The organism is Psychrobacter sp. NG25 (genome assembly GCF_015234355.1).
GTDB lineage: Bacteria > Pseudomonadota > Gammaproteobacteria > Pseudomonadales > Moraxellaceae > Psychrobacter.
In genome coordinates this window covers 246959-268893 of the sequence record NZ_JADGMV010000001.1, presented here as the reverse complement: position 1 = coordinate 268893, position 21935 = coordinate 246959, and the positions used below count along the sequence as shown (strand labels likewise).

Here is a 21935-nt window from a genome sequence, read left to right as displayed (position 1 = left end):
TTGAAATTTGCTAAACTGACCGTCATTGTGACTGACAATGGCGGTTTTTTTGTGCACGTTTTTTCGCACATAAGCTAAGGCGAAAAACGCTGCAAAAAATAACACGCAGACAAAAGTATAAAGGCAAATATATGAAAGTGTTGGGTTTAGAGACCTCTTGTGATGAGACTGGTCTAGCGATTTTTGATAGTGAGCAGATTTCGAGCGACAATCAAGGTTTGGTTGGTCAGGTGCTGTATTCACAAATTGAGCTACATGCCCTCTATGGTGGCGTCGTGCCTGAGCTCGCTAGTCGCGATCATATTCGCAAACTGGTGCCTTTGCTCAATGAGCTGTTAGATCAATGTGATATGAAAAAAAGCGAGATTGATGCGATTGCCTATACCAAAGGGCCTGGACTCATTGGCGCATTGATGACGGGTGCATTATTTGGGCGTAGCTTGGCTTATGGCTTGGATATCCCTGCGATTGGTATTCATCATATGGAAGGCCATTTGTTGGCACCATTAATGGGTGCAAACCCTCCTGCGTTTCCTTTTGTGTCATTGCTCGTCTCTGGTGGACATACTTTGCTCATTGCTGCACGTGGGGTCGGGCAGTATGAGATATTGGGTGAGTCGATAGACGATGCGGCGGGTGAGTGCTTTGACAAAGCCGCTAAGATGCTGGGCTTGCCATATCCTGGTGGTCCCAATATCGCCAAACTGGCCGAGACAGGCAATCAAAATGCGTATAGCTTGCCAAGACCAATGCTACATCGTGGTTTGGACTTTTCCTTTAGCGGTATGAAAACAGCCGTGCATAACCTTATCAAGGATACCCCACACTCAGGAGGCTCAGGAAATAGTGCCGAGAGTAATCCACAAGTACGCGCTGATATTGCGGCTAGCTTTCAACATGCAGTGGTTGATACGCTGGTAAAAAAATGCGTCAAAGCACTTAAGCAAGTAGATATGAGCCGCTTAGTCATTGCTGGTGGCGTCAGTGCCAACACTCATTTGCGTGAAACGTTAGAAGCTGAACTGGCCAAAATAAATGCAACGGTGCACTATGCACCGCCTGCATTATGTACCGATAATGGGGCAATGATTGCTTATGCCGGTTACGAGCGCTTGCAAGCAGGGCAGTCGGATGTTTTGGCCGTTAGCTGTGTGCCACGTTGGCCGATGACCGAATTGCCTGCGGTATAAAGATGCTATTGATTGGGCCTCATGTCCATGTTGATGCTCATGAAAATTATCTAAAGTAAGGATGAGCTATGCAGTGGATTGCGATTGGTTTGGGCGCCGCATTTGGCGCGTGTTTGCGAGGGTGGCTTGCGCGCTTTAATCCGTTGCACCATTGGATACCGCTCGGTACATTGGGCGCAAATGTCTTGGGTGGACTGCTGATAGGGCTAGCGCTAGTATGGTTCGGACGAATGGGTACTGGCTTATCTGACAACGTGAGACTGTTTGTCATCACTGGGTTTTTAGGCGGCCTGACGACCTTTAGTACCTTTAGCGCGGAGGTTTTTACCTTTGTGAATGATGGCCGTTTGCTAGCAGGATTGGCGCTTATCGGTTTACATGTTGGGTTAACATTACTGGCAACCGCGCTGGGGTTTTATTTCTTTAAGTTGGTTTTGTAGCCGTTGATAGATATTAATCGTTTAGTGGTTTGCTAGAAGCAGTTCACCAATAACAGTGTATTTTGATTGTTAATATCATTGAACTCAATCTATAAAATAACTATTTGACGACGCAACGAATCAAAGCGAGCGCTTGTTGCTTTGTCCCTGATGCCACTAAGGCGCTGACCAACTCGTCTGAGAAAAATAAAGATTTTCGTAAGACAGAGTCATGCCATACGTCCACCTCACACTCTTGTGCAGTAGTATTCAGTTGAATATCATCATCGGTTGGTTCCCATATAGAATGCGTGGGTAGTTTTGGAGCATAAGAGTTTTCTTTAACCCCTTTACTGTCTTCAGTATTTAGATAGTCACGCGTCTCTGCGATATTAATAAAGTAATAAGGCGTCTGCGATTTTAGTTCCTCTGTCTCAATATCATAAATATATACTTGACTAAAATGCGTAGCGCCTAGCGTGAACTGATTGATGATGTCATAGCACTGTTGACTAAATAGTAAATAGCCATTTATTATTTTAAACATCAACTCATCCGATTTAGGCATTTCTCTTTCAGGATAAATAAAGATTTTTTTAGGCATATTATCTTCACTGATATATTCACCCTTGTACCAATTTGTTCGAAACTCTAAACCTTCGCTAATAATTCTTTTATACTCTTGGTCTTCAGCTTTAGTCCTTACACCAGATTTTTTCTTCTTTTCAAGATTATAAAATTGCACAGCATCGAAAATAGCTGGTAACGTTGCATCGATATCATAAGTTTCTGTCACATCAAAATTGTTATAGTTGCATAACCATACTGCTTTAGTATTAAACATAATTGCTTCCTGATTGTGCATAGGATGCACACTATTAAGTACACTGTAACTATTTCAATGAATTAGACCGATGATACCATTAGCCTACAGCCTAAAATTCAAGTCCTCACTAGGGAACCATCATTTACCATAACATTCGTTACGATATGAAAAAGTGACTAATATTTTATAACTATAAGAAAGTAATCAGTAATGAACCTACAACGGCTTCACTATCCCTTCTAGTAAATTCGCAAACCCTTGCATGTATGCTGTGTCTTGGCTTGAGGTACGCGTCGCTGCATACAGCTGACAATGTACACCTACACCCAACTTCCGCGAGACGACCCAACCTTTTTTCTCATATTCCGCGACGACCCAATCAGGCAATGCAGCAACTCCGCGTTCACTAGCGACCAGCTGAATGAGCATTGCTGTTAGTTCTGTGGTACGAACATTCTCAAAGCTCACCTGTGCAGGCGTCATAAAGTTGGCGATAATATCGAGACGCTTGGCCTCTACTGGATAAGCAATTAAGGTTTCTTCAGTCAAATCACTGGGTTCAATAAATTCTTGTGCTGCCAAATCATGCGTGGGCGACAGTACCAAGCGACTCTCGTACTCAAACAGCGGCTGATAACTGATACCGTCTATCGGTAAATCACTGGTGGTAATCAATAAATCAATGTCACCTTCCATGAGCAGATGATGCGGCTCAGGTTCAAACCCTGTGGCAAAATCCAGCTCTACATCTGACCATTCACGACGATAATGATTGAGTATCGGCATGAGCCAATCAAAGCAGCTATGACACTCAGATGCTAGGCGTAGTCTACCCGCTTGACCATGTGCTAGGCGCTTAAGGTTGGATTTAGTGCGGGTAACTTGTGGCATTATACTATCTGCCAATGCCAGTACTGTCTTGCCAGCAGGGGTAAAGGTAAGCGGGCGTGTACGACGATTGACCAAGTTGATATCGTAGTAGTTCTCTAGCTCTTTCAACTGATGTGAGACCGCTGAAGCTGTGACATGCAGCTCATCGGCAGCAGCAGCGAGTGAACCATGCGCTCGTAGCGCGGTTAGGGTGTTGAGGTGACGGAGCTCTAGCATAAGATAACCTAACCGCGAAGGTGAGAAAAATTCATTATAATAGATATAGCGCTGACTTTCATTCAAAGCTTGGTATTAATAAACAGTGCCAAACTAGCGATGTCAGATTGGCAGCGGTAAACTAGCGCCTACGTAACAGCAACTGCGAGATGATAACCAAGATTAAAGAAGCAGCCAGTAGCAATGTACCGATAGCATTGACTTCTGGTTTGAGTCCTACCCGTACCATAGAATAAATTCGTAACGGTAAAATCTCATAGCTTGGACCAGTGACAAACGTTGAAACCACCACATCATCCAATGACAACGTAAAGGCGAGTAACCAGCCTGCCATCACCGCTGGTAAAATAACAGGAATGAGCACGGTACGTACCATCGTTGACTCATTGGCACCCAAGTCGCGTGCCGCTTCCATCAATCGCTCGTCTAGACTACTCAATCGCGCAAAAACGGTAATCACAACAAAGGGCAGACAAAAAGTAATGTGAGCCAATAGCAGCGAGACAAATCCTAATTGCAGACCAATTAATAAGAATAGCGCTAATAATGAGATGGCCAATACAATTTCAGGTGACATCATCAGTACGAACAGCAGCCCGTTTAGCAAGCCTTTACCACGGAAATTATAACGGTGTAGTGCCAAAGCGGTGAGCGTACCTATCAAAGTTGAGACGGTCGCAGCGACCAGCCCTAATACGATAGAATGCCAAAATGCATCTAGCATGGCTTGGTTATTAAATAGTGATTCATACCACTTTAGGCTGAAGCCGCCCCAGTTGTAGCCAATCTTTGATTTGTTAAATGACATCACCACCAAAACAATGATGGGTAGGTATAGCAGGGCATAAATCAGGCTGAGGTAGCCTTTGGCTGCGATACTGCCAATTTTCGTTGTACGCGAATGAGACATTAGGCCACCTCACTGAAATCAGTCTTGCCAATGCGGCGACTACTGGCGCGATAGGCCAGTAACAGCACGGCCATAGCGAGGGTCAATAATACGCTGGCTGCAGCGCCAAATGGCCAATCGCGCGCATCCAAAAACTGGTTTTTGATGATATTTCCGACTAATAGGTTGCGTGAACCACCCAAGATGTCGGCGACATAGAACATTCCCATTGCTGGCAGCAAGACTAAGAGCACTCCTGAAATGATGCCCGGCGTCGTCAATGGTAGTACGATATGCCAAAAAGTCTGCGTCTTGGAGGCACCCAAATCTTGTGATGCCAGTAGCATGTCCTGACGCAAGTCAGTAAACACGGCATATAACGGCAATACCATAAATGGAAATAGTAAATACGTCAGACCAGCTATCACTGCACCTTGTGTATATAGGATATCGATAGGAGTATCGATGACGCCTATCGCAAGCAGTGACTTATTGATTAAACCATTATTGGCAAACAGCAACTTGAGTGCATAAGTACGCACCAGAGAGTTGGTCCAAAACGGTAGTATTAATAGCATCATCAGCAGTGGTTGCCAACGGGTTTTTGCTCTAGATATAAGCCATGCAAAAGGGTAGCCAAGTAATAAGCAAATGATAGTCGTGATGCCTGCCATCCATAATGAATGAATAAATACGCCAAAATAGAGCGGATCAATCATGCGTGCATAGCTGTCGATACTGACGGGTAGGCTAATAAAAGCACTGCTATCGCGGGTCAAAAAACTGACCGCGATGACCAAGATATTTGGCAGTAGCGCGAATATCAGTAACCAACCCCAAATAAGCCATAGCGTTGCGGTACGAAAAGGACTTTTGCTGCCTAAGCTGTGACCTGCCATTAGCTGGCATCCTTTTGTACGCTTGTATGGTCTCCACCTTTATTTGGCTCAGTAGAGTCTTCTGGCAATACCCATTCCCAGCCGTCTACCCATGAGACTTTGACAGCTTCGTTCAGCTTATAATCAAAGCTTGGGTCATCTTCGTCAAAGAATTCAGAGGCTTTAATAATATGACCGTTTGCTAGCTCAATAATCGAGTCGAGCGTGCTGCCTTTATAGTTACTTTCAATCACTCGGCCAAACAGTCCAACATGTTCGTTATCTTGTGGATCGTAAACTCTTAAGTCTTCTGGGCGCAGGAGTAAGTTTACGATGTCGCCGACTTGCACATCATTGGCAAAATTAGGACGGCGTAAATTACGTAAGCTGGTTGGGCCATCTTGAGCTTGTGCCTCGCAAACTTCTACTTCAATACGTCCATTGGTAAGTTTGCCATCACGATCTGGCTGATTGGGATAGACACCTTTTACTTCTGCTTTAAATAGATTGGTCTCACCGATGAATTTGGCTGTGAACAAATTAGCAGGCGTTTCATAAATCTCGATAGGCGTGCCGATTTGCTGAAAGGTGCCGTCTTTCATCACTGCGATACGATCTGACATCGATAGCGCTTCTTCTTGATCGTGGGTGACAAATACAAAAGTGATGCCCAGCTCACGTTGTAGACGCTTAAGCTCAGACTGCATCTGCAGACGCAGTTTGTGATCGAGCGCAGATAATGGCTCATCGAGTAACAGCAGTTTAGGACGATTAATCACGGCACGCGCAATGGCAACGCGCTGCTGTTGACCACCCGATAAATCTTGCGGTTTACGATTGGCTAAATGTTCTAACTGCACCATTGCGAGCATCTCGCGTACACGTGTCTTAATCTCATCTTTCGGTATTTTTTTAAGTTTAAGGCTATAAGCCACGTTTTGGGCGACGGTCATATGAGGAAACAACGCATACTGTTGAAACACCGTATTGACCGGACGCTTATCCGCAGGCAACCCTGCCATCTGTACACCATCTAAATGAATGGCACCAGCGTTTGGCTGCTCAAAGCCTGCAATCAAGCGTAGCAAGGTTGTCTTACCGCAGCCTGAAGGGCCAAGCAGTGTCAAAAACTCACCATGTTGAATGTCGAGGTTGATGTCTTTTAATACTTCAGTTTGATCGTAGGTTTTTTTTAGACCAGTCAGTTGCAGCAGCACCTTGTCATCATGAGGTGATGCAGAGGTTTTGTGCGTATTGAGCAGCGGGATGGTCATAATATTTTTCCTAAGCATCTAACATCGCAGTATGGCCATTCATTTAGGATACTGTGGTCAAAGTCATTTGGTGTGGGTGTAAGCTATGGGGATAGATTTAGTCTGGTTGCCACGTATTATAACAAACCCTTGATATAAATTAATGCAAGTTCATCATAAGTTACGTGAGTGACAATACTTGAGAGACAAAGGTATAGTCAATCCACTATAAAAGAGTAATAGCGTTAACCTCGCTTAAAGTATTACATATACATCTGCACTCGGTTGCCTTGCCTCTCTTTTAGATTGAATCAACTATATGATAGGAAGGATTTTCATTATGAGCTTTTCAGTTCTAATTGCTGGCAAGCCTATTTAGGACATTTGGTAAGGAGGTTTTAGTTCTATGATTTGGGTCAGCTAGCAATAATTACGTCATATAGCGACATTAATACAAAGTTTTTTATCATTTTTTAAGCGGTATTCCTATACAATTACTCTGTGGTAGACCAATATAATTGGCCTGTCAGTACCTAATAGTGACTAGTCAGTTATTTAGTCGATTTGTGTTTGAATATAGCCAGTTAAATATGACTTGGATACTAGAGAGGTGAGCAAAATTACTACAGATAGTAGACTGAGTGAGCTTAATTCTAGATCCAATTTAAACAGCTTATAACTCTAATATTATTGATGATAAAGGATATCTTATGCCGAACAATACGCGCCCAAAAACAGGTCAAGAAGCCCTTGAGCTTTTGAAAGAAGGAAATGCACGCTACGTTGATAGCTTGAGCAATACTGATCCGATGATGCAAAGGCGTCCGGAGTTGGTCAAAGACCAAGATCCTTTGGCTATTATTTTGGGTTGCTCGGACGCACGTGTACCGGTTGAGATTGTATTTGATCAAGGCTTGGGTGATTTGTTCGTGATTCGAGTCGCTGGTAACGTAGTAGCACCATCACAGATTGGCTCGATTGAATTTGCGGCCGAAAAATTCGGTACCAAGTTGGTTGTCGTGCTTGGACATTCACATTGCGGTGCGGTTACGGCCTGCGTAGAAACCCTCATTAACCCTGAAACAAACTACTCGCCCAATTTGCAGTCCATCGTAGATCGCATCCGTCCAAGTGTTTATAACCTGCATGAATTGGCGACTGCTAATGGTCAAGACGTCGATGCCGACGAGCTAGTTGATCGCTCTATCCGTGCCAACGTACGTATGTCGGTTAGCCAACTTAAGCATGGCTCACGTGCACTAGAAGACTTGACCAATAGTGGTCAGTTACTAGTCGTTGGTGCAGAGTATGATTTAGAGACAGGCAAGGTACGGTTCTTAGACAGCTAATAAATCATCTAAATCGGCCATATCAAATAGGCACTATTACAAAATCCTCTCAATCCTTTCGTGATTTTTTATTATGATAAGAGAGTCAAGCGCGTAAAAAGCCTTTACGCGCTTGTTTTTTTAACTCTATATTTTGTCAATATTAGGATAATTATGTCTCTATCAAATAATGGCTCAGCCACCGATAATAATAACGAATCACTTATAGCTCAGCCGACTAGCAGCGTAAATACCGATGGTGTTCAGCCTATTTCAGGTCAGACGACTGGCTTTACATTCAACCATACGATGCTACGGGTAAAAGATCCTGCCAAGTCATTAGCGTTCTATACGGGCGTTCTTGGAATGACGTTGCTAGCAGTAAAAAAATTCCCTGACATGGGTTTTGATTTATACTTTTTAGCCAAGCTAACGGAGAGTGAGCGAGACAACCTGCCTGCTGGTGATGATTTAGAAATCTTTGCATTTCGTCAGCGCGGTATCTTAGAGTTGACTCATAACTACGGTACCGAAACCAAAGCTGATTTTAGCTATCATGATGGTAACCAAGATCCACAGGGTTTTGGTCATATCTGCTTTAGCGTGCCGAGTCTGGATGAAGCGGTGGCTTGGTTTGATAAAAATAACGTCGAATTCAAGAAGCGTCCAGAAGATGGCAGCATGAAAAATATAGCATTTATCAAAGATGTCGATGGCTACTGGATTGAGATTGTACAAGCTGACTTGATGGGCTAAGTTTTAAGCGTTTGAAAGCTTTGAATATTTGATAAGTATTCGTTGCGAATACTTATTAATAAATACAATGATCGATATGACCAACCAAAGGAGTGACACCTAGATGCCAACCTCTGAGGCAGAAACGATAGCAGGTACAGAGCCAACGACCGCTGCACTAACGTATCAAAGTATTATTGATTCTGCGAATGGCATATTTATTGGTTTTGTCGAGCGTATTCCGTATTTTGTCGCTTCGATTATCGTTGTCTTAATCTTTTGGTTTTTGTCGATACTCTTCAAAAAAATCGTCTATAAAATATTAGGCAGTCGCAGACGGCATCAGAACTTGGTCAAAGTATTTCAGCGAGTAGGTGGTGCTTTAATTATCTTCGTAGGCTTTATGATAGCTATGGTGATAGCTGTTCCAGAATTTACTCCTGCCAAGCTAATCGGTGCACTTGGTATCGGTTCCGTCGCTATTGGTTTTGCGTTCAAAGATATTTTTCAAAATTTGCTGTCTGGTATTTTGCTACTCATCTCAGAGCCATTTCGTATTGGTGATCAGATTGTCTCAGGAGAGTATGAAGGGACAGTTGAGGATATTAAAATCCGTGCAACCACCATAAAAACCTATGATGGTCGGCAAGTCGTTATTCCAAACTCTGACTTATATACCTCAGCGTTGACGGTCAATACCGCCTATAAGCAGCGCCGGTTACAGCTGGCAGTGGGTATTGGTTATGAAGATGATATCGAAGCGGCAAAAGCTGAGATTTTAAAAGCGTTGGATAGGGCAGATAGCGTGTCAAAGAAAGCTGAGCCGAGCGTGATTGCGACAGGTTTTGGAGATTCAACGATAGATTTGATGGTACGTTGGTTTATTGAGGATGGCACGCAAGCTCATAAAGTTGCCTCTATTCACCAAGTATTTGTAGAGATTAAACTCGCGCTAGATGCAGCAGGTGTAAATATTCCATTCCCGATTAGAACGATAGACTTGAGTGACTCATCAGTGATGACGATTGTCGATAAGCTCAATGAGCAAAAAACCATTAATGTGGAAAAGACAGCGGCAGAGTAATCAAGCTATCATTAATATACATAGACGCTAGTTCCCATAATAAAAAACCGCCATATCAAATGATGTGGCGGTTTTTTTATGCTGATCTACTGGCTATCAGTATAAAGATTTATTCATCTTTTGCTCTAAAGTCTGTATGGCATGACTTACAGCTCGCACCAACTTGACTGAATGCAGGCTTGATATCATCCATGCTAGTGGCTGTTTGAGCGGCAGCACTTAGCTCAGCAGTAACTTTTTGGAAGTTATCAGCTTCTACACGGAAACCATCAGCATTAGACCAAACGGCTTCAGTCGCATTACCCATGTCTTCTTGGTTTTCGAAATGGCTCCAAGGAGTTGTAGAGTCTTCTGCTAAAAATGCAGCTTGCTCTTTAACGACGTCAGCATCAAAGGTATCTGGTGCTTTGGCCATATCACCCATGACGCCCATTGCATCACCCCAGTTTTTCATGCTGTCTTGACGGGCTTGTATATCAGGGCTAGAGTCAGACTCGGTTGCAGTGCTACAGGCTGTTAGACCTAAGGCGGCTGCCATTAATGTAATACCGAAGATAGATTTCAATGATTTGTTAGAATGAACCTGTGCCATATAGATTACTCCTTTAAATTTGGCTAATAGTATGCGTATTTGCAAACGGTGGCTTTGATACTGTGGTCAAAATCAACTCATAATTACCTGAAAGCATGTCCGCTTATCAGTGATTTTTTAGAAATTTAATCTGTATTGTAACCATTATTTGCGTAGCTATGGTTAAAATAGTTGTTATACCATCGTAATATTCAAAGTGATGATGATAATCTAAACCATATCATTGAGTTGACTAACATGCTCTACATCGTGGTTCTAATCAACCATATTGATTTCAAATAAATGGCGGTTTGTATCTCTGTGAAGGTGATAAGCCCCATATGATAAAGGTCAGCTATAGCAGCTGACCTTTATTTAAATATACTAGACAATAATCTAGTAGACATTACTCATCTTTATTATATTCACATAAGCTATAGAGTCAACCACTCACGTGGCTTTAGATAAACGTCAGTCAACTCAAACTCCGGTGAGCCTTCCGTAGGCTCGAAGCGGTAGTGCCAACTCGCCAGTGGTGGCATACTTACTAAGATAGACTCAATACGGCCATTGCTTTGTAGTCCAAATAGCGTGCCGCGATCGTAGACAAGGTTGTACTCAACATAGCGGCCACGACGATACAGCTGAAATTCACGCTGCTGTTCAGTATAAGGCGTGTCTTTACGCTGCTCAAAGATAGGTGTGATACCGTCAAGATAGCCGTTACCCACTGCTTTCATAAAGTTAAAGCAGGTCTCAAAGTCCCAACCACGACTCTCAGTATTGACATCATCATAAAATAAGCCGCCGATACCGCGCTGCTCGTTGCGATGACGTAGGTGGAAGTACTCATCACACCATTGCTTAAAGTCAGGATAGACGCTGTCACCAAACGGTGCGCACAGATCGTGGCAGACTTGATGCCAGTGGACGCAGTCAGCCAGTACTGGGTAAAACGGTGTCAAATCAAACCCACCACCAAACCACCAAATCGGCGCTTCGCCCTCAGCTTCAGCAACGAACAAACGAACATTGGCATGGCTAGTAGGGACGTTAGGGTTTTTGGGATGCACAACCAGTGACACGCCCATGGCTTGAGCTTTGCGGCCAGCGATATCGGGATGGCGCGCCGTAGCTGAAGCTGGCAGGTTGTGTACATGAATATGGCTGAACATCACGCCAGCTTTTTCAATCACGTCGCCATCTGCTAGTACGCACGAGCGACCACCGCCACCTTCAGGGCGTTCCCAGTTATCAGGGACAAAGGTTGCATTGCCACCACCATCGCGCTCTTGCGCTTCTAGTGCTTGACAGATACGTGCCTGCAAATCGACTAAAAACTCACGCACTCGTGTGATGTCATTATTGGTCGGTGTTACCACTGATTCTGATGGTTCTGATTTATTATCTATATTTGGAATACTCATAAAATATCTATTTATTCAGGTGTATTGCAGTATTGAAATCTTTATCCAATAAATGTCCCATACGGTCACGCTTGGTCGCGAGGTATTCAGCATTCATATCATTGACCCCTACCAATAATGGCACGCGTTCCACGACATTGATGCCATGCTCAGTGAGATAAGCAATCTTGTTAGGGTTATTAGTAATGAGTCTGACCGCATCAACACCGATATGAGCGAGCATCGGCCCACACATGTCATAAATACGCGCGTCCGCAGGCAAGCCTAACATCAGGTTGGCGTCTAACGTATCATGACCTTGGTCTTGAAGGGCATAAGCACGAATCTTGTTAGTGAGACCAATACCGCGACCTTCTTGACGCAGATACAAAATAGCACCACAGCCAGCCTCTTGTATGGCTTGCATCGCCGAATTAAGCTGCGGGCCACAGTCGCACTTCAATGAGCTAAAAGCATCGCCAGTTAAGCACTCAGAGTGTATACGAATCAAGGGAGCTGGTCGCTCTGATTGCCTCGTTGTATCTGGGTCGACCACAGGCAGCCCGACGGTCAGCATGACATGCTCTTGACCGTCTTCGTTTTCAAAGATATGAATATCGAACTCGCCATAACGAGTCGGTAGTTTGGCACTAGTAATAAATTGATATGACATTAATGTCCTGCATAAGCCGGTAGTTGTGGCAGTAAGGTCTGTATTAGCAGTAATAACGCAGCGATGTCATCCTAGCTGTATTATGATAGTTAGGATGATAGCAGTATAATCTGTTCGTAAAACATGCGTGCTGATTGTCTTTATTATAAAAACACACAAAGTTCACAGACGATGCACGATGATTAAAGCGACCATTAAAAAAAAATGCTATTATGCCATACTATTTTGACGGATACAGTGACAAGTCTTTACCCTTACATTACTATGTCGTCACGAACATTCGATATTGATGCAAAATAATAAGGCATAATATCAACCCTTAGTATGGAAGCGCTATCTATTATGACGGCGTGTTTGTTGTTAGGCGCCGCGTAGGTATAGATACGTAGGCGTTGCACGAATAATTATATGGTCAGTTACATCAATAATGATGTAGATATTATTGACGTCGCTTAGCTATAGTTATCTTTATACTCTAAAGCACGTCTTGTCAGCAGATTGGTAGGTATCGTACGGTTTATGCAGCAGTCACCTCATTCCCCACAGTCTCAGTCCGTATCTGCGTCAGCCATTGAATCCGCTGCCCAGCTGTCAAATTTGCAGCAGACTTACGCTGTCATTCCGCGTGTGCGTCCAAATACGCCACTACTTGATAGTATCGATGCGCCGTCTGATCTAAACGCGTTTACAACCACTCAGCTTATTACCTTGGCGGACGAATTACGACTGTTTCTGTTGTATTCAGCCGGTCAGAGTGGTGGGCATTTTGGTGCCAATTTGGGCGTGGTTGAATTGACCATTGCGCTACATTATTTGTTAGATACACCGCAAGATCAGATCGTTTGGGACGTAGGTCATCAAGCCTATGCTCATAAAGTATTGACTGGTCGCCGCGAGCAGTTAGGTACTATTAGATCGAAAGATGGCTTAACGGCCTTTCCAGAGCGTGCAGAGTCTGTTTACGATACCTTTGGTGTTGGTCATTCATCGACTTCAATCTCAGCGGGTCTAGGCATGAGCTTAGCGCTGCGCTATCAAGGCCGTACACAAACAGTGGCCTGTATTATTGGCGATGGTGCGATGACAGGCGGCATGGCATTTGAAGCCATGAATGACGCAGTACAGCAAGACGCTGATTTGCTAGTCATCTTGAACGACAATGATATGTCGATATCTTGCTCTATTGGTGGATTTCCACGGCATTTAGCTATGCTATGGGAATCAGGATATCAGGTCGATATCTCTGAGGCAGGCGAGCCTGTTCTGCGTCTTCGTCCTGATATGCAGGGATTTGATCGCCGTAAGCGCCACAAAGAAATGCGCGATGTCCCGCAGCTAGAAGACAATTTATTTAAAGCGATTGGTTTTACCTATTTTGGTCCATTTGATGGGCACAATATCCCTGAGCTGTTGCGTGTATTGTCACTTGCCAAGCAAGTATCAGGTCCAGTACTGGTTCATATTTACACCACCAAAGGTAAAGGCTTTGCGCCAGCTGAATTAGATCCCGTCGGCTATCATGCGATTAGCAAACTGCCTGTCGAAGATGATGAAACAAATACAAAAGCAGCAGATACTTCAGTAGCAAAGGCGTCAGTAGATAAGCCAGCGCTCAAGTATTCGCAAGTTTTTGGCCAGTTTTTGTGTGATAAAGCAGCTGAAGACGACAAGCTACTTGCCATTACACCTGCTATGGAAGAAGGCTCTGGAATGATCGATTTTGCTCGTCATTTTCCAGAACGTTTTTTTGATGTGGCGATTGCGGAACAGCATGCGGTCACGTTAGCAGCGGGCATGGCAACTCAAGGTGTCAAACCGATTGTCGCGATTTATTCAACGTTTTTGCAGCGTGGCTATGATCAGCTGATTCATGATGTTGCGTTGCAGAATTTAGACGTAACATTCGCTATCGACCGAGCAGGTTTAGTTGGTGAAGACGGCGCAACGCATGCTGGTGTATTTGATTTTGCATTTTTACGTTGTGTGCCTAACATGGTGATTGCAGCGCCAAAAGATGAAAACGAATGTTACCATCTGCTCAATACTTGTTATGACTACGAAGGATGCACGGCTGTGCGCTATCCACGTGGTGTGGGTACGGGCGCGACTATCGAACAGCCAGCACAAATTTATAAAATCGGTGAAGCTGTGGTAGAGTCAGTATTAGGCCCTAATGATGCGGCGAAAAAGCTCGCATTATTGGTATTTGGTACGATGATGACCACGGCTCAGCACGCAGCAGAAGCTATCGTCAATGATGATGCAGAATTAGAGTATCAAGTGCATGTGGTGAATATGCGCTGGGTAAAACCTTTAGACACTGGATTATTAGAAGCACTATTGGCAAAAGGCATTACTCATATTGCAACTCTAGAAGAGCATGTAATTACTGGCGGCGCGGGTAGTGCGGTCAATGAGTATTTGCTCAATGAGTCAGCTGCTTTTAAGCGTACTCGTCCAGTTATTGCTAATATGGGCATTCCTGATCGCTTCATTGCGCACGGTTCCCAATCTGAGCAACTGGCTGATTGCGGTTTGAGTGTCGACGGTGTGAGTAAGCAGCTTCTTCAGTTATTGTCATAAGCCATGTTGCTATAAGCTGGGTTGTTATAAATAGTATGGTCGAAATTGATTTAAAGTTAACGATATTAGTTTGAACAGATAAAAGCTCGATAGATAGAGCTAACGCCTGCTTAGCCGTAGGTGCTGACTTTTTTACAACTTGCGCAGTTTGTGATGACCACCAAAATATGGGTTGGTTTGGCGAACGTAATGGTTTTTTCGTTTTTATCGAACAATTTTAGTATAATGCGGTTGTCGTTTATAAGTTTTCATTTATAAAAGACACGTTTTTTTAATCGCATAGATGTGGTGTGATGCGGCTAGTCTAATCGGCATGTTGTGGGCACAAAGTTAGTCTTATTTTTTATATTCATTCATCAAGCAAATAGGTTATTTATGGAACCCATGGTCGTCATCGCAGCGCGTACTGCTGAAAAAGTTGGTAAAGAGATTTTATATGCGCATCAAAACCGCCACAAAATCGAATTGGATATCGAGTCGAAAGGACTTGATGGATTGGTCACACGTATTGATCGTTTCAGTGAAGAGCTGACGATTGAGACGCTAAAAGCCAGCTATCCGAATCATTCGTTTTTGGGTGAAGAGTTTGGTATGCAAGAAGGTCGCGGCGAAGACGCTGACTGGTGCTGGATTATCGATCCGCTCGATGGCACCAAAAACTTCGTTCATGGCGTACCGCAGTTCTGCGTATCGATTGCTGTACAGCATAAAGGCGTTACTCAACATGGCGTGGTCTATGATCCAGTCCGTGATGAGATGTTCTCTGCTAGCCGCGGTAAAGGCGCGCGCTTGAACAATCGCCGTATGCAAGTGAGCGAACGAAAAACGCTTGATGGTGGCCTATTTACTACGGGTCATCCGCTTGAGCGTAAGCGCAATGGTGAAGTGATTTCTTATGCGAAAGAGCATTTTGAAAGCCTACAGAAAGTCTCTGAAGCGGGTGGTCAAATTCGTCGTTTAGGGTCTGCAGCATTGGATTTATGCTATGTAGCTGCTGGTCGTTTCGATGGTTATTTCGAGATGTCTATCAAGCCGTGGGATATCGCTGCTGGTGAGCTTATCGTCACTGAGGCACGTGGTGTGGTTGTCGATCATACAGGCGCGCACAACTCGATGACTTCAGGTTCTATTTTTGCTTGTAACATCAAACTGTTGAAGCCGTTGATGCAAGTAGTCGTTCCGAGTTGGGGCGAGGCTGTATAAGTAGCAATACTTAAAAGTATTGACAATAAAAAGCTGGTTCCGTTAAGGAGCCAGCTTTTTTGTTGTCTCATCGCTTTTACTGCCGACGGTTATACCCTGAAATTCAAGCGTCTTACTGGTCGTTTCTAACAGCGTCAATTCTTCTTCTATCAGCGCGAGCATGTCTTGTACGTGAGGCAGGGCCTTACTGCAAGCTGCAATACCGAACTCAATCTTATCTAAATAACTGGCTAAGGTAATGTTCATCGCTTGTCCGTTGAATACGATAGAAGCCGGATATAAAGATTGCAAGCGCGCACCATTCCAATATAGAGGTTTCTCAGAACCAGGTACGTGGGAGATAATGAGGTTAAAAGCCTGTTTTTTCGGGAATAGACCGGTTGCTAGATTGATACCTTCCCAAGCGTAGGCGATAACACTATAGTTGATAACTTGTGCTTGGTTCATACGGCGAAAGCGGCGCTTACCACTGTTCATACTACGATGTATGAGCTGTATCCGACGCAATGGATCGTCTAAATGAGTGCCTAGGTTGGCCAATACAAATGACAGCTGATTACCCGATACGCTGTTATCTGTACGCAGCGACATAGGTACAAAGGCAATTAGTGGCTTACTAGGTAACGCATCCATCGATATTAAATAGCGACGGATAGCACCAGCGCAAACTGCTAGAACAACATCATTTCTACTTATTTTTAATCTGTCGGCAATATCATTAAAGCGCTGAATATCATAAGACTGCGCTGCAATACGCCGTGATGCAGAGATACGCTTGTTCAAAATACTCATGGGCGCATCAAAAGTGCCGACATAGCCATCATCGCCAGAATTTTTGAGATTGTCTAGCAATTCTGTGAACACAGGCTTGATGGTAGATATCTGCTCTTTAATAATGCGTCTGATAGATCTTTTCGAAGGGAGTATGGCGTTGACGTGGTTGCGATGACGTGCCATTAAAGACCAGATTGGCAGTGTCACTGGTTCAGTGGGTGACTGCGATAAAGACTTTTGAACGAGGCGCATGGCAGCAATGCCATCTACCAAAGAATGATGAATTTTGAAATATAAAGCAAAACGTTCAGGATCCCCTTCGTTTTCTGGCTGAATGCCTTCAATCACGTGGCACTCCCATAAAGGCATCGCGCGATCCAAAAGACGTCCATGCTCTCTTGAGACATACATGAGCAGCTCGCGTACCCGTGCAGGTTTTGGTAGTGCAACATGATGAAGATGATGCTCGACATCAAAGTTTTTGTCTTTTTGCCAAAATGCCATATGCTCCAATACTTGATTAAAAGGGAAGCTTGGCGGTACATCAGAGTCTTGCATTTGTTTGACCAGCTGATAGACAAAGTCGCTATCAGCCGCATCTGGTACTTCAAATAAAAACAAACCACCCACATGCATAGGTTGTTTACGCGACTCAAGAAGCAAAAACAATTGGTCGACTGCTGTGAGAAGTCGCATAATAAATCCTTTTATGACGATGTGTTTAGTTAAATTTAAAAGTGGGACAAAGCGATTAAGCATAAGTGTATAGGTAATACTTAAAGTAAGGTTAACGCTGTCATAGTTTTATTGTGAATTGATAGTACGTTGAATGAGAAACTATCATTGGTAGGTATTCAATGAAGCCAAGTATTTAATGAAGCTAAATATTCAATGAAACAGAGATTAGGTTATGTTGAACATCTACCACTAGTCGCTGCCAATAGTAGAATGTTCAAAATCCCTAAGTGCTTATTTACGTCTGACGTCGTTTTTTCTTATTGTTTTATCATAGACTTTGAGACGTGTTGCTAGATGTTTTACTGAAAAAAGTATCCGGTTTGTGGCGAGCTAGCAGTTGCCATTTTACGTACCGGCATACGACCTGCTAAGAATGCTGCGCGACCAGCCCACATGGCATGCTTCATAGCATGTGCCATCATGACTGGGTTTTGAGCATTGGCAATCGCAGAGTTCATCAGTACACCATCACAACCAAGCTCCATCGCAAGTGCTGCATCAGAAGCAGTGCCGACGCCTGCATCTACCAGTACAGGTACCTTAGCGTTTTCAATAATCAAGCTAAGCGTATGACGATTGAGTAGACCAAGACCTGAACCAATCAAACTGCCTAGCGGCATAATAGCGACACAGCCCATGCTTTCTAATTCTTGTGCGACGATAGGGTCATCTGACGTATAGACCATCACTTCAAAACCATCATCAATCAATACTTTGGCGGCTTTTAACGTTTCCATTACGTTTGGATAAAGCGTTTTTTCATCGCCCAATACTTCAAGCTTAACCAAGTTATGCCCACCCAATAGCTCACGCGCCAGCTTGCAAGTACGAATGGCAGTTTCGGCATCAAAGCAGCCTGCAGTGTTGGGTAATATGGTGTACTTATCAGGTGAAATTACATCCAGCAAGTTCGGCTCATTACTGTTCTGACCGATATTGACTCGGCGAATAGCAACCGTGACAATCTCTGCTGCTGAAGCCGCAATAGCAGCACCAGTTTCGGTCATGTCTTTATACTTACCAGTGCCAACCAACAATCGTGAAGAGAATGTACGACTGCCTACAGTAAACGTATCTTGTGAAAGTGGTGTAGGGCTGGTAGTAGAAATAGCGGCTTGTTGTGACATAAGGATAATCCTAATAGCGGGCGAACAAAGGTAACAAACGAAGAGTTGGTTCGATAGTAAAAGTTATTCATCGTAGGCAGTAGTTTATGGCAGGCGACAGCTTCTCATCATGATGATAAAGACAAGATAGGGAGCATCCAAAGTCGGAGCCTTGCTACTCACGAAAAACAAAATGTTATTATAACAAACTCATGCGCGCTTACAGACAATCTTTACCCAGTTTAACGATTTAAGCAACCCGTGTCTTTTATCATCAACTTTATCAAGGCATACGACAATATGTACAGTGGCATCTATAGTAGGGGCGTATATAGCAGTGATATATATAGAAGTGGTACTTATGAATCATACGTTGCGACGGGCTATGTGCCGTAATACTGTTGAGTAGGGGTTAGAAGGGTGTACATGTCAGAAGGCTTCAGTGGGTATTCGATATGGGCTACAGAATGTTCTAGAAGCAGATAAGACGTTAGAGGATCTAAGTAGAGAATATTGTTGCTAGTTATATAAGTGCTAACTTCAATCAACTATTAAAACGATGCGCTATACAGATATAAAAAGTGTACAGCGCATCATATTTAATTGAGTCGGGATGCACTATTGGCTATTTAGCAGCTTCGTCATTTACCACGGGTTGACTGCTTTGCTCAGTGTCTGTTTCTGCCGGAGACTCTGTAGCAACTGCTGCAGCTTTTTCATTCGCTTTGCCTTGACGACGTGCCTCTAGCTCAGATTTGGGTATCCAAGCCCATGTCATCTCAACCACGATTGGGTCACGGTTGCTGTCAGACTCACGGTCATGAATCACGCAAGGTATAACCATTTCACCTTTTGGCGTATTTAAGATATCTAAGCGCTGCTCATCAGATAAACTGGCTACCGCAGCAATTTGACCTTTTTTAATGGGGCGATAAAAGTTAACCGAATAAGACTTAATTAATAGCACGCGGTCAGAGGGCAGGTTTAAACCCAAGATAAATCCAGTGGCCGTTTCAGCCAATAAGGTAATGGCCACTGCATGAATGGAACCAATGTGATTCTGTACAGACTTGGTGTTATTTAAACTGACAACCACCTGATTGGGATTGACCGTTTCATAATAGACGCCTGTCGTGCCGACATATGGCACGACTTTGCCAAAGGCTTTGGACAAGATGCTCGATCGTGCACCGGCAGGCAAGTATTTAGTCACTGATAACAGTTTGGTGAATTGGTTGCTGATTGGCTTGAGTGTGCTGGTTGGCTTGTCGACTGGCAATCTTGTGTTGTCAGATATTTTAGCTGGCAATTTATTGGTCAGCTTGGTGGGGAGTTTTTTTAATAAACCTGACATACAAAATTCCTTAACTTAGATGCGTTGAATGAGATTTTGAGTATTAGCGTGTATCATCATAGCGGAAAAATACAGAGTATTATGTAAGCCGCTATATCACTATGTTACATTAACTGCTGATGTCCGACCATTATTAGAATGAACTGATGCGCTTATAAAACAACACTGATATGGAGATATTTTGGACACTAGAAATAGTTTGGCTAGCAGCAGTGTTGTTGTAAATAATGCTGCTAGATGGCATGTGAAGCGTCACGCTATAATGACACCGTTTTAGCGTACTTTATTTATTTTTCTCACGTACCCCTTATATGCTGGATAACGCTATGCCCGACACATCAACTCATAAGCCAATCAATATTATTTATACAGGTGTTGCTGGTACGGGTAAAACCTATCGATTGCTACAAATTGCTAAGCAATATACAGACTACCTACCTCGAGCCAATCCTAATGATTTATTAGTACAGCTGTTACAAGCGCTCAGCTGGCGAGATGTCGTCTGTCTAATATTCTTAGATTTGCAATCCAAAAATCAAGACTTGGTCAAGGTGCCTGAAATTGTCAGTCATGAGTTTTTTGTCGCCAAGGCATCGCAGAATGAGCGAGAGAAACACTTAAACAGTACGGCTTGGTCTGTGCTGCAAATGCATACTCCTACTAGCTCAGACACCGTAAGTTATAAAAATCGTGCTGGCCAAGCTTACTTTGATAAAGACAACAGTGGCGCATGGTATTTATTACCAGAGAGTAGGGAGTTATTAACGGGTTTATCGCAGCAATTAGAAGAGTTTCAGCAGGCAAAGCGCGACAATGGCACCAGTCAAAACCAAGCTTTCAGTCAGCAGCGTTTTAGCATGGTAAGTTTTCATCAGGCTTATGGTTATGAAGAGTTCGTTGAAGGCATTCGTCCTGTGATGGTGGCTTCTGGTCAGTCAAATAATGCTAACAACAGTCCATCTCAAATGAGTTATACGATTCAAGATGGGGCATTTTTAAAGCTATGTCAACGCGCGGCAAATAATCCCAAACAGCGTTATGCCATGCTGATTGATGAAATCAACCGTGCCAACGTGTCACGAGTATTTGGCGAACTACTCAGTCTAATCGAACCCGATAAACGCACGGGTATGGCAAATGCCATGACGGTGAATCTGGCTTATTCTGGACGTACTTTTAGTGTCCCTGACAATGTCGATATTTATGCGACCATGAATACCCAAGACCACTCTTTAGCACCACTAGACATGGCGCTACGTCGTCGCTTTCGTTTTATTGACTGTCCACCACAGCCTGAGCTATTACCGATTATCAGTCTTAGTAAAAGCTCAGAAACGCTTGATACAGCAGAACATAATGAAGCCGATACCATAGACTTGGCCAGACTATTAACAGGTTTAAATCATCGCATTATTCAGACGTTAGGGGCGGATGCGCAATTGGGTCATGCGTTCTTATTTTCAGTGACGACCCTTGAGCAGCTACAAGGCGTACTAGTCGAACAAATTATTCCGCAATTGGCGCAAGCAACGGGCGGACAAATTACTATGCTGCAATATATTTTTAAAGATGAGCAGCAGCCAATAAGCACACAGTTTATTCAAGATGGCCAAGCACTGATGACAAACGAGTCAAATGCTCAGGTCGCCAATCAAAATAGTCTAGCTGCACAAAATAAGATGTTTTCAGGGCATAACTTATTTCTCGATCAGTCAGTCAATACAGGTAGCTATAGAATTAATAGCGACCTTATTGCCAAGATAGGCGAGTTTATAAAACCTGCCGTTTTCCAGCGTTTATATTAATTGGGTTTTCAGA

The 21935-nt window shown here is 43.6% G+C and carries 19 protein-coding genes; 8 read left to right on the top strand and 11 right to left on the bottom strand.

Annotated features, from left to right (window positions below; translation table 11 throughout):
* Positions 1-131: 131 nt before the first annotated feature.
* Both tsaD and IPZ60_RS01075 read left to right on the top strand, forming a co-directional pair.
* Complete coding sequence (gene tsaD, locus IPZ60_RS01080) at positions 132-1190, top strand: tRNA (adenosine(37)-N6)-threonylcarbamoyltransferase complex transferase subunit TsaD (protein ID WP_194196039.1); 1059 nt, start codon at positions 132-134, stop codon at positions 1188-1190.
* Positions 1191-1258: 68 nt separating this feature from the next.
* On the top strand, positions 1259-1630 hold the full coding sequence (locus IPZ60_RS01075) for a CrcB family protein (RefSeq protein WP_025651934.1): 372 nt from the start codon (positions 1259-1261) through the stop codon (positions 1628-1630).
* A gap of 100 nt (positions 1631-1730) precedes the next feature.
* On the opposite strand, the gene IPZ60_RS01070 is transcribed toward IPZ60_RS01075, so the two are convergent.
* The 5 genes from IPZ60_RS01070 to potA form a co-directional block, all read right to left on the bottom strand.
* A complete protein-coding gene (locus tag IPZ60_RS01070) occupies positions 1731-2453 on the bottom strand; it encodes a hypothetical protein (protein ID WP_194196038.1) in 723 nt (240 codons plus the stop codon).
* 198 nt (positions 2454-2651) lie between these two features.
* Positions 2652-3542, bottom strand: a complete 891-nt coding sequence (locus IPZ60_RS01065) for a LysR family transcriptional regulator (RefSeq protein ID WP_194196037.1) — start codon at positions 3540-3542, stop codon at positions 2652-2654.
* Between the two features lie 121 nt (positions 3543-3663).
* A complete protein-coding gene (gene potC / locus IPZ60_RS01060) occupies positions 3664-4452 on the bottom strand; it encodes a spermidine/putrescine ABC transporter permease PotC (protein ID WP_194196036.1) in 789 nt (262 codons plus the stop codon).
* Positions 4452-5330, bottom strand: a complete 879-nt coding sequence (gene potB, locus IPZ60_RS01055; protein ID WP_194196035.1) for a spermidine/putrescine ABC transporter permease PotB — start codon at positions 5328-5330, stop codon at positions 4452-4454. The genes potC and potB overlap by 1 nt, the downstream gene beginning before the upstream one ends.
* On the bottom strand, positions 5330-6583 hold the full coding sequence (potA, locus tag IPZ60_RS01050) for a spermidine/putrescine ABC transporter ATP-binding protein PotA (RefSeq protein ID WP_194196034.1): 1254 nt from the start codon (positions 6581-6583) through the stop codon (positions 5330-5332). The genes potB and potA overlap by 1 nt, the downstream gene beginning before the upstream one ends.
* 689 nt (positions 6584-7272) lie before the next feature.
* Here potA and IPZ60_RS01045 point away from each other — a divergent pair.
* From IPZ60_RS01045 to IPZ60_RS01035, 3 genes are all read left to right on the top strand, one after another.
* A complete protein-coding gene (locus IPZ60_RS01045; protein WP_110921876.1) occupies positions 7273-7911 on the top strand; it encodes a carbonic anhydrase in 639 nt (212 codons plus the stop codon).
* Positions 7912-8064: 153 nt separating this feature from the next.
* Complete coding sequence (gene gloA / locus IPZ60_RS01040; protein WP_194196033.1) at positions 8065-8646, top strand: lactoylglutathione lyase; 582 nt, start codon at positions 8065-8067, stop codon at positions 8644-8646.
* 103 nt (positions 8647-8749) lie between these two features.
* Complete coding sequence (locus tag IPZ60_RS01035) at positions 8750-9709, top strand: mechanosensitive ion channel family protein (protein WP_194196032.1); 960 nt, start codon at positions 8750-8752, stop codon at positions 9707-9709.
* 109 nt (positions 9710-9818) lie between these two features.
* Here the strand turns inward: IPZ60_RS01035 and IPZ60_RS01030 are convergent, their stop codons facing one another.
* From IPZ60_RS01030 to ribA, 3 genes are all read right to left on the bottom strand, one after another.
* On the bottom strand, positions 9819-10301 hold the full coding sequence (locus tag IPZ60_RS01030) for a cytochrome c (protein ID WP_194196031.1): 483 nt from the start codon (positions 10299-10301) through the stop codon (positions 9819-9821).
* 413 nt (positions 10302-10714) lie between these two features.
* On the bottom strand, positions 10715-11707 hold the full coding sequence (gene hemF / locus IPZ60_RS01025; protein WP_227669167.1) for an oxygen-dependent coproporphyrinogen oxidase: 993 nt from the start codon (positions 11705-11707) through the stop codon (positions 10715-10717).
* 7 nt (positions 11708-11714) lie between these two features.
* Complete coding sequence (gene ribA / locus IPZ60_RS01020; protein WP_194196030.1) at positions 11715-12359, bottom strand: GTP cyclohydrolase II; 645 nt, start codon at positions 12357-12359, stop codon at positions 11715-11717.
* A gap of 519 nt (positions 12360-12878) precedes the next feature.
* On the opposite strand from ribA, the gene dxs reads away from it, so the two are divergent.
* Both dxs and IPZ60_RS01010 read left to right on the top strand, forming a co-directional pair.
* Entirely contained in the window at positions 12879-14942 is a 2064-nt protein-coding gene (gene dxs / locus IPZ60_RS01015) for a 1-deoxy-D-xylulose-5-phosphate synthase (RefSeq protein WP_194196029.1), read from the top strand.
* 375 nt (positions 14943-15317) lie between these two features.
* Positions 15318-16145, top strand: coding sequence for an inositol monophosphatase family protein (locus IPZ60_RS01010; protein WP_110921870.1), 828 nt, complete (start codon positions 15318-15320; stop codon positions 16143-16145).
* Positions 16146-16187: 42 nt separating this feature from the next.
* On the opposite strand, the gene IPZ60_RS01005 is transcribed toward IPZ60_RS01010, so the two are convergent.
* The 3 genes from IPZ60_RS01005 to IPZ60_RS00995 form a co-directional block, all read right to left on the bottom strand.
* Positions 16188-17615: a wax ester/triacylglycerol synthase family O-acyltransferase gene (locus IPZ60_RS01005; protein WP_194196028.1), complete on the bottom strand. Its 1428-nt coding sequence runs from the start codon at positions 17613-17615 to the stop codon at positions 16188-16190.
* A 341-nt stretch (positions 17616-17956) separates the two neighbouring features.
* A complete protein-coding gene (locus tag IPZ60_RS01000) occupies positions 17957-18784 on the bottom strand; it encodes a thiazole synthase (RefSeq protein ID WP_194196027.1) in 828 nt (275 codons plus the stop codon).
* 604 nt (positions 18785-19388) lie between these two features.
* Entirely contained in the window at positions 19389-20117 is a 729-nt protein-coding gene (locus IPZ60_RS00995) for a DUF4442 domain-containing protein (RefSeq protein ID WP_194196026.1), read from the bottom strand.
* A gap of 326 nt (positions 20118-20443) precedes the next feature.
* Between IPZ60_RS00995 and IPZ60_RS00990 the strand changes: the two genes are divergently transcribed.
* Complete coding sequence (locus IPZ60_RS00990) at positions 20444-21922, top strand: McrB family protein (RefSeq protein ID WP_194196025.1); 1479 nt, start codon at positions 20444-20446, stop codon at positions 21920-21922.
* Positions 21923-21935 lie beyond the last annotated feature (13 nt).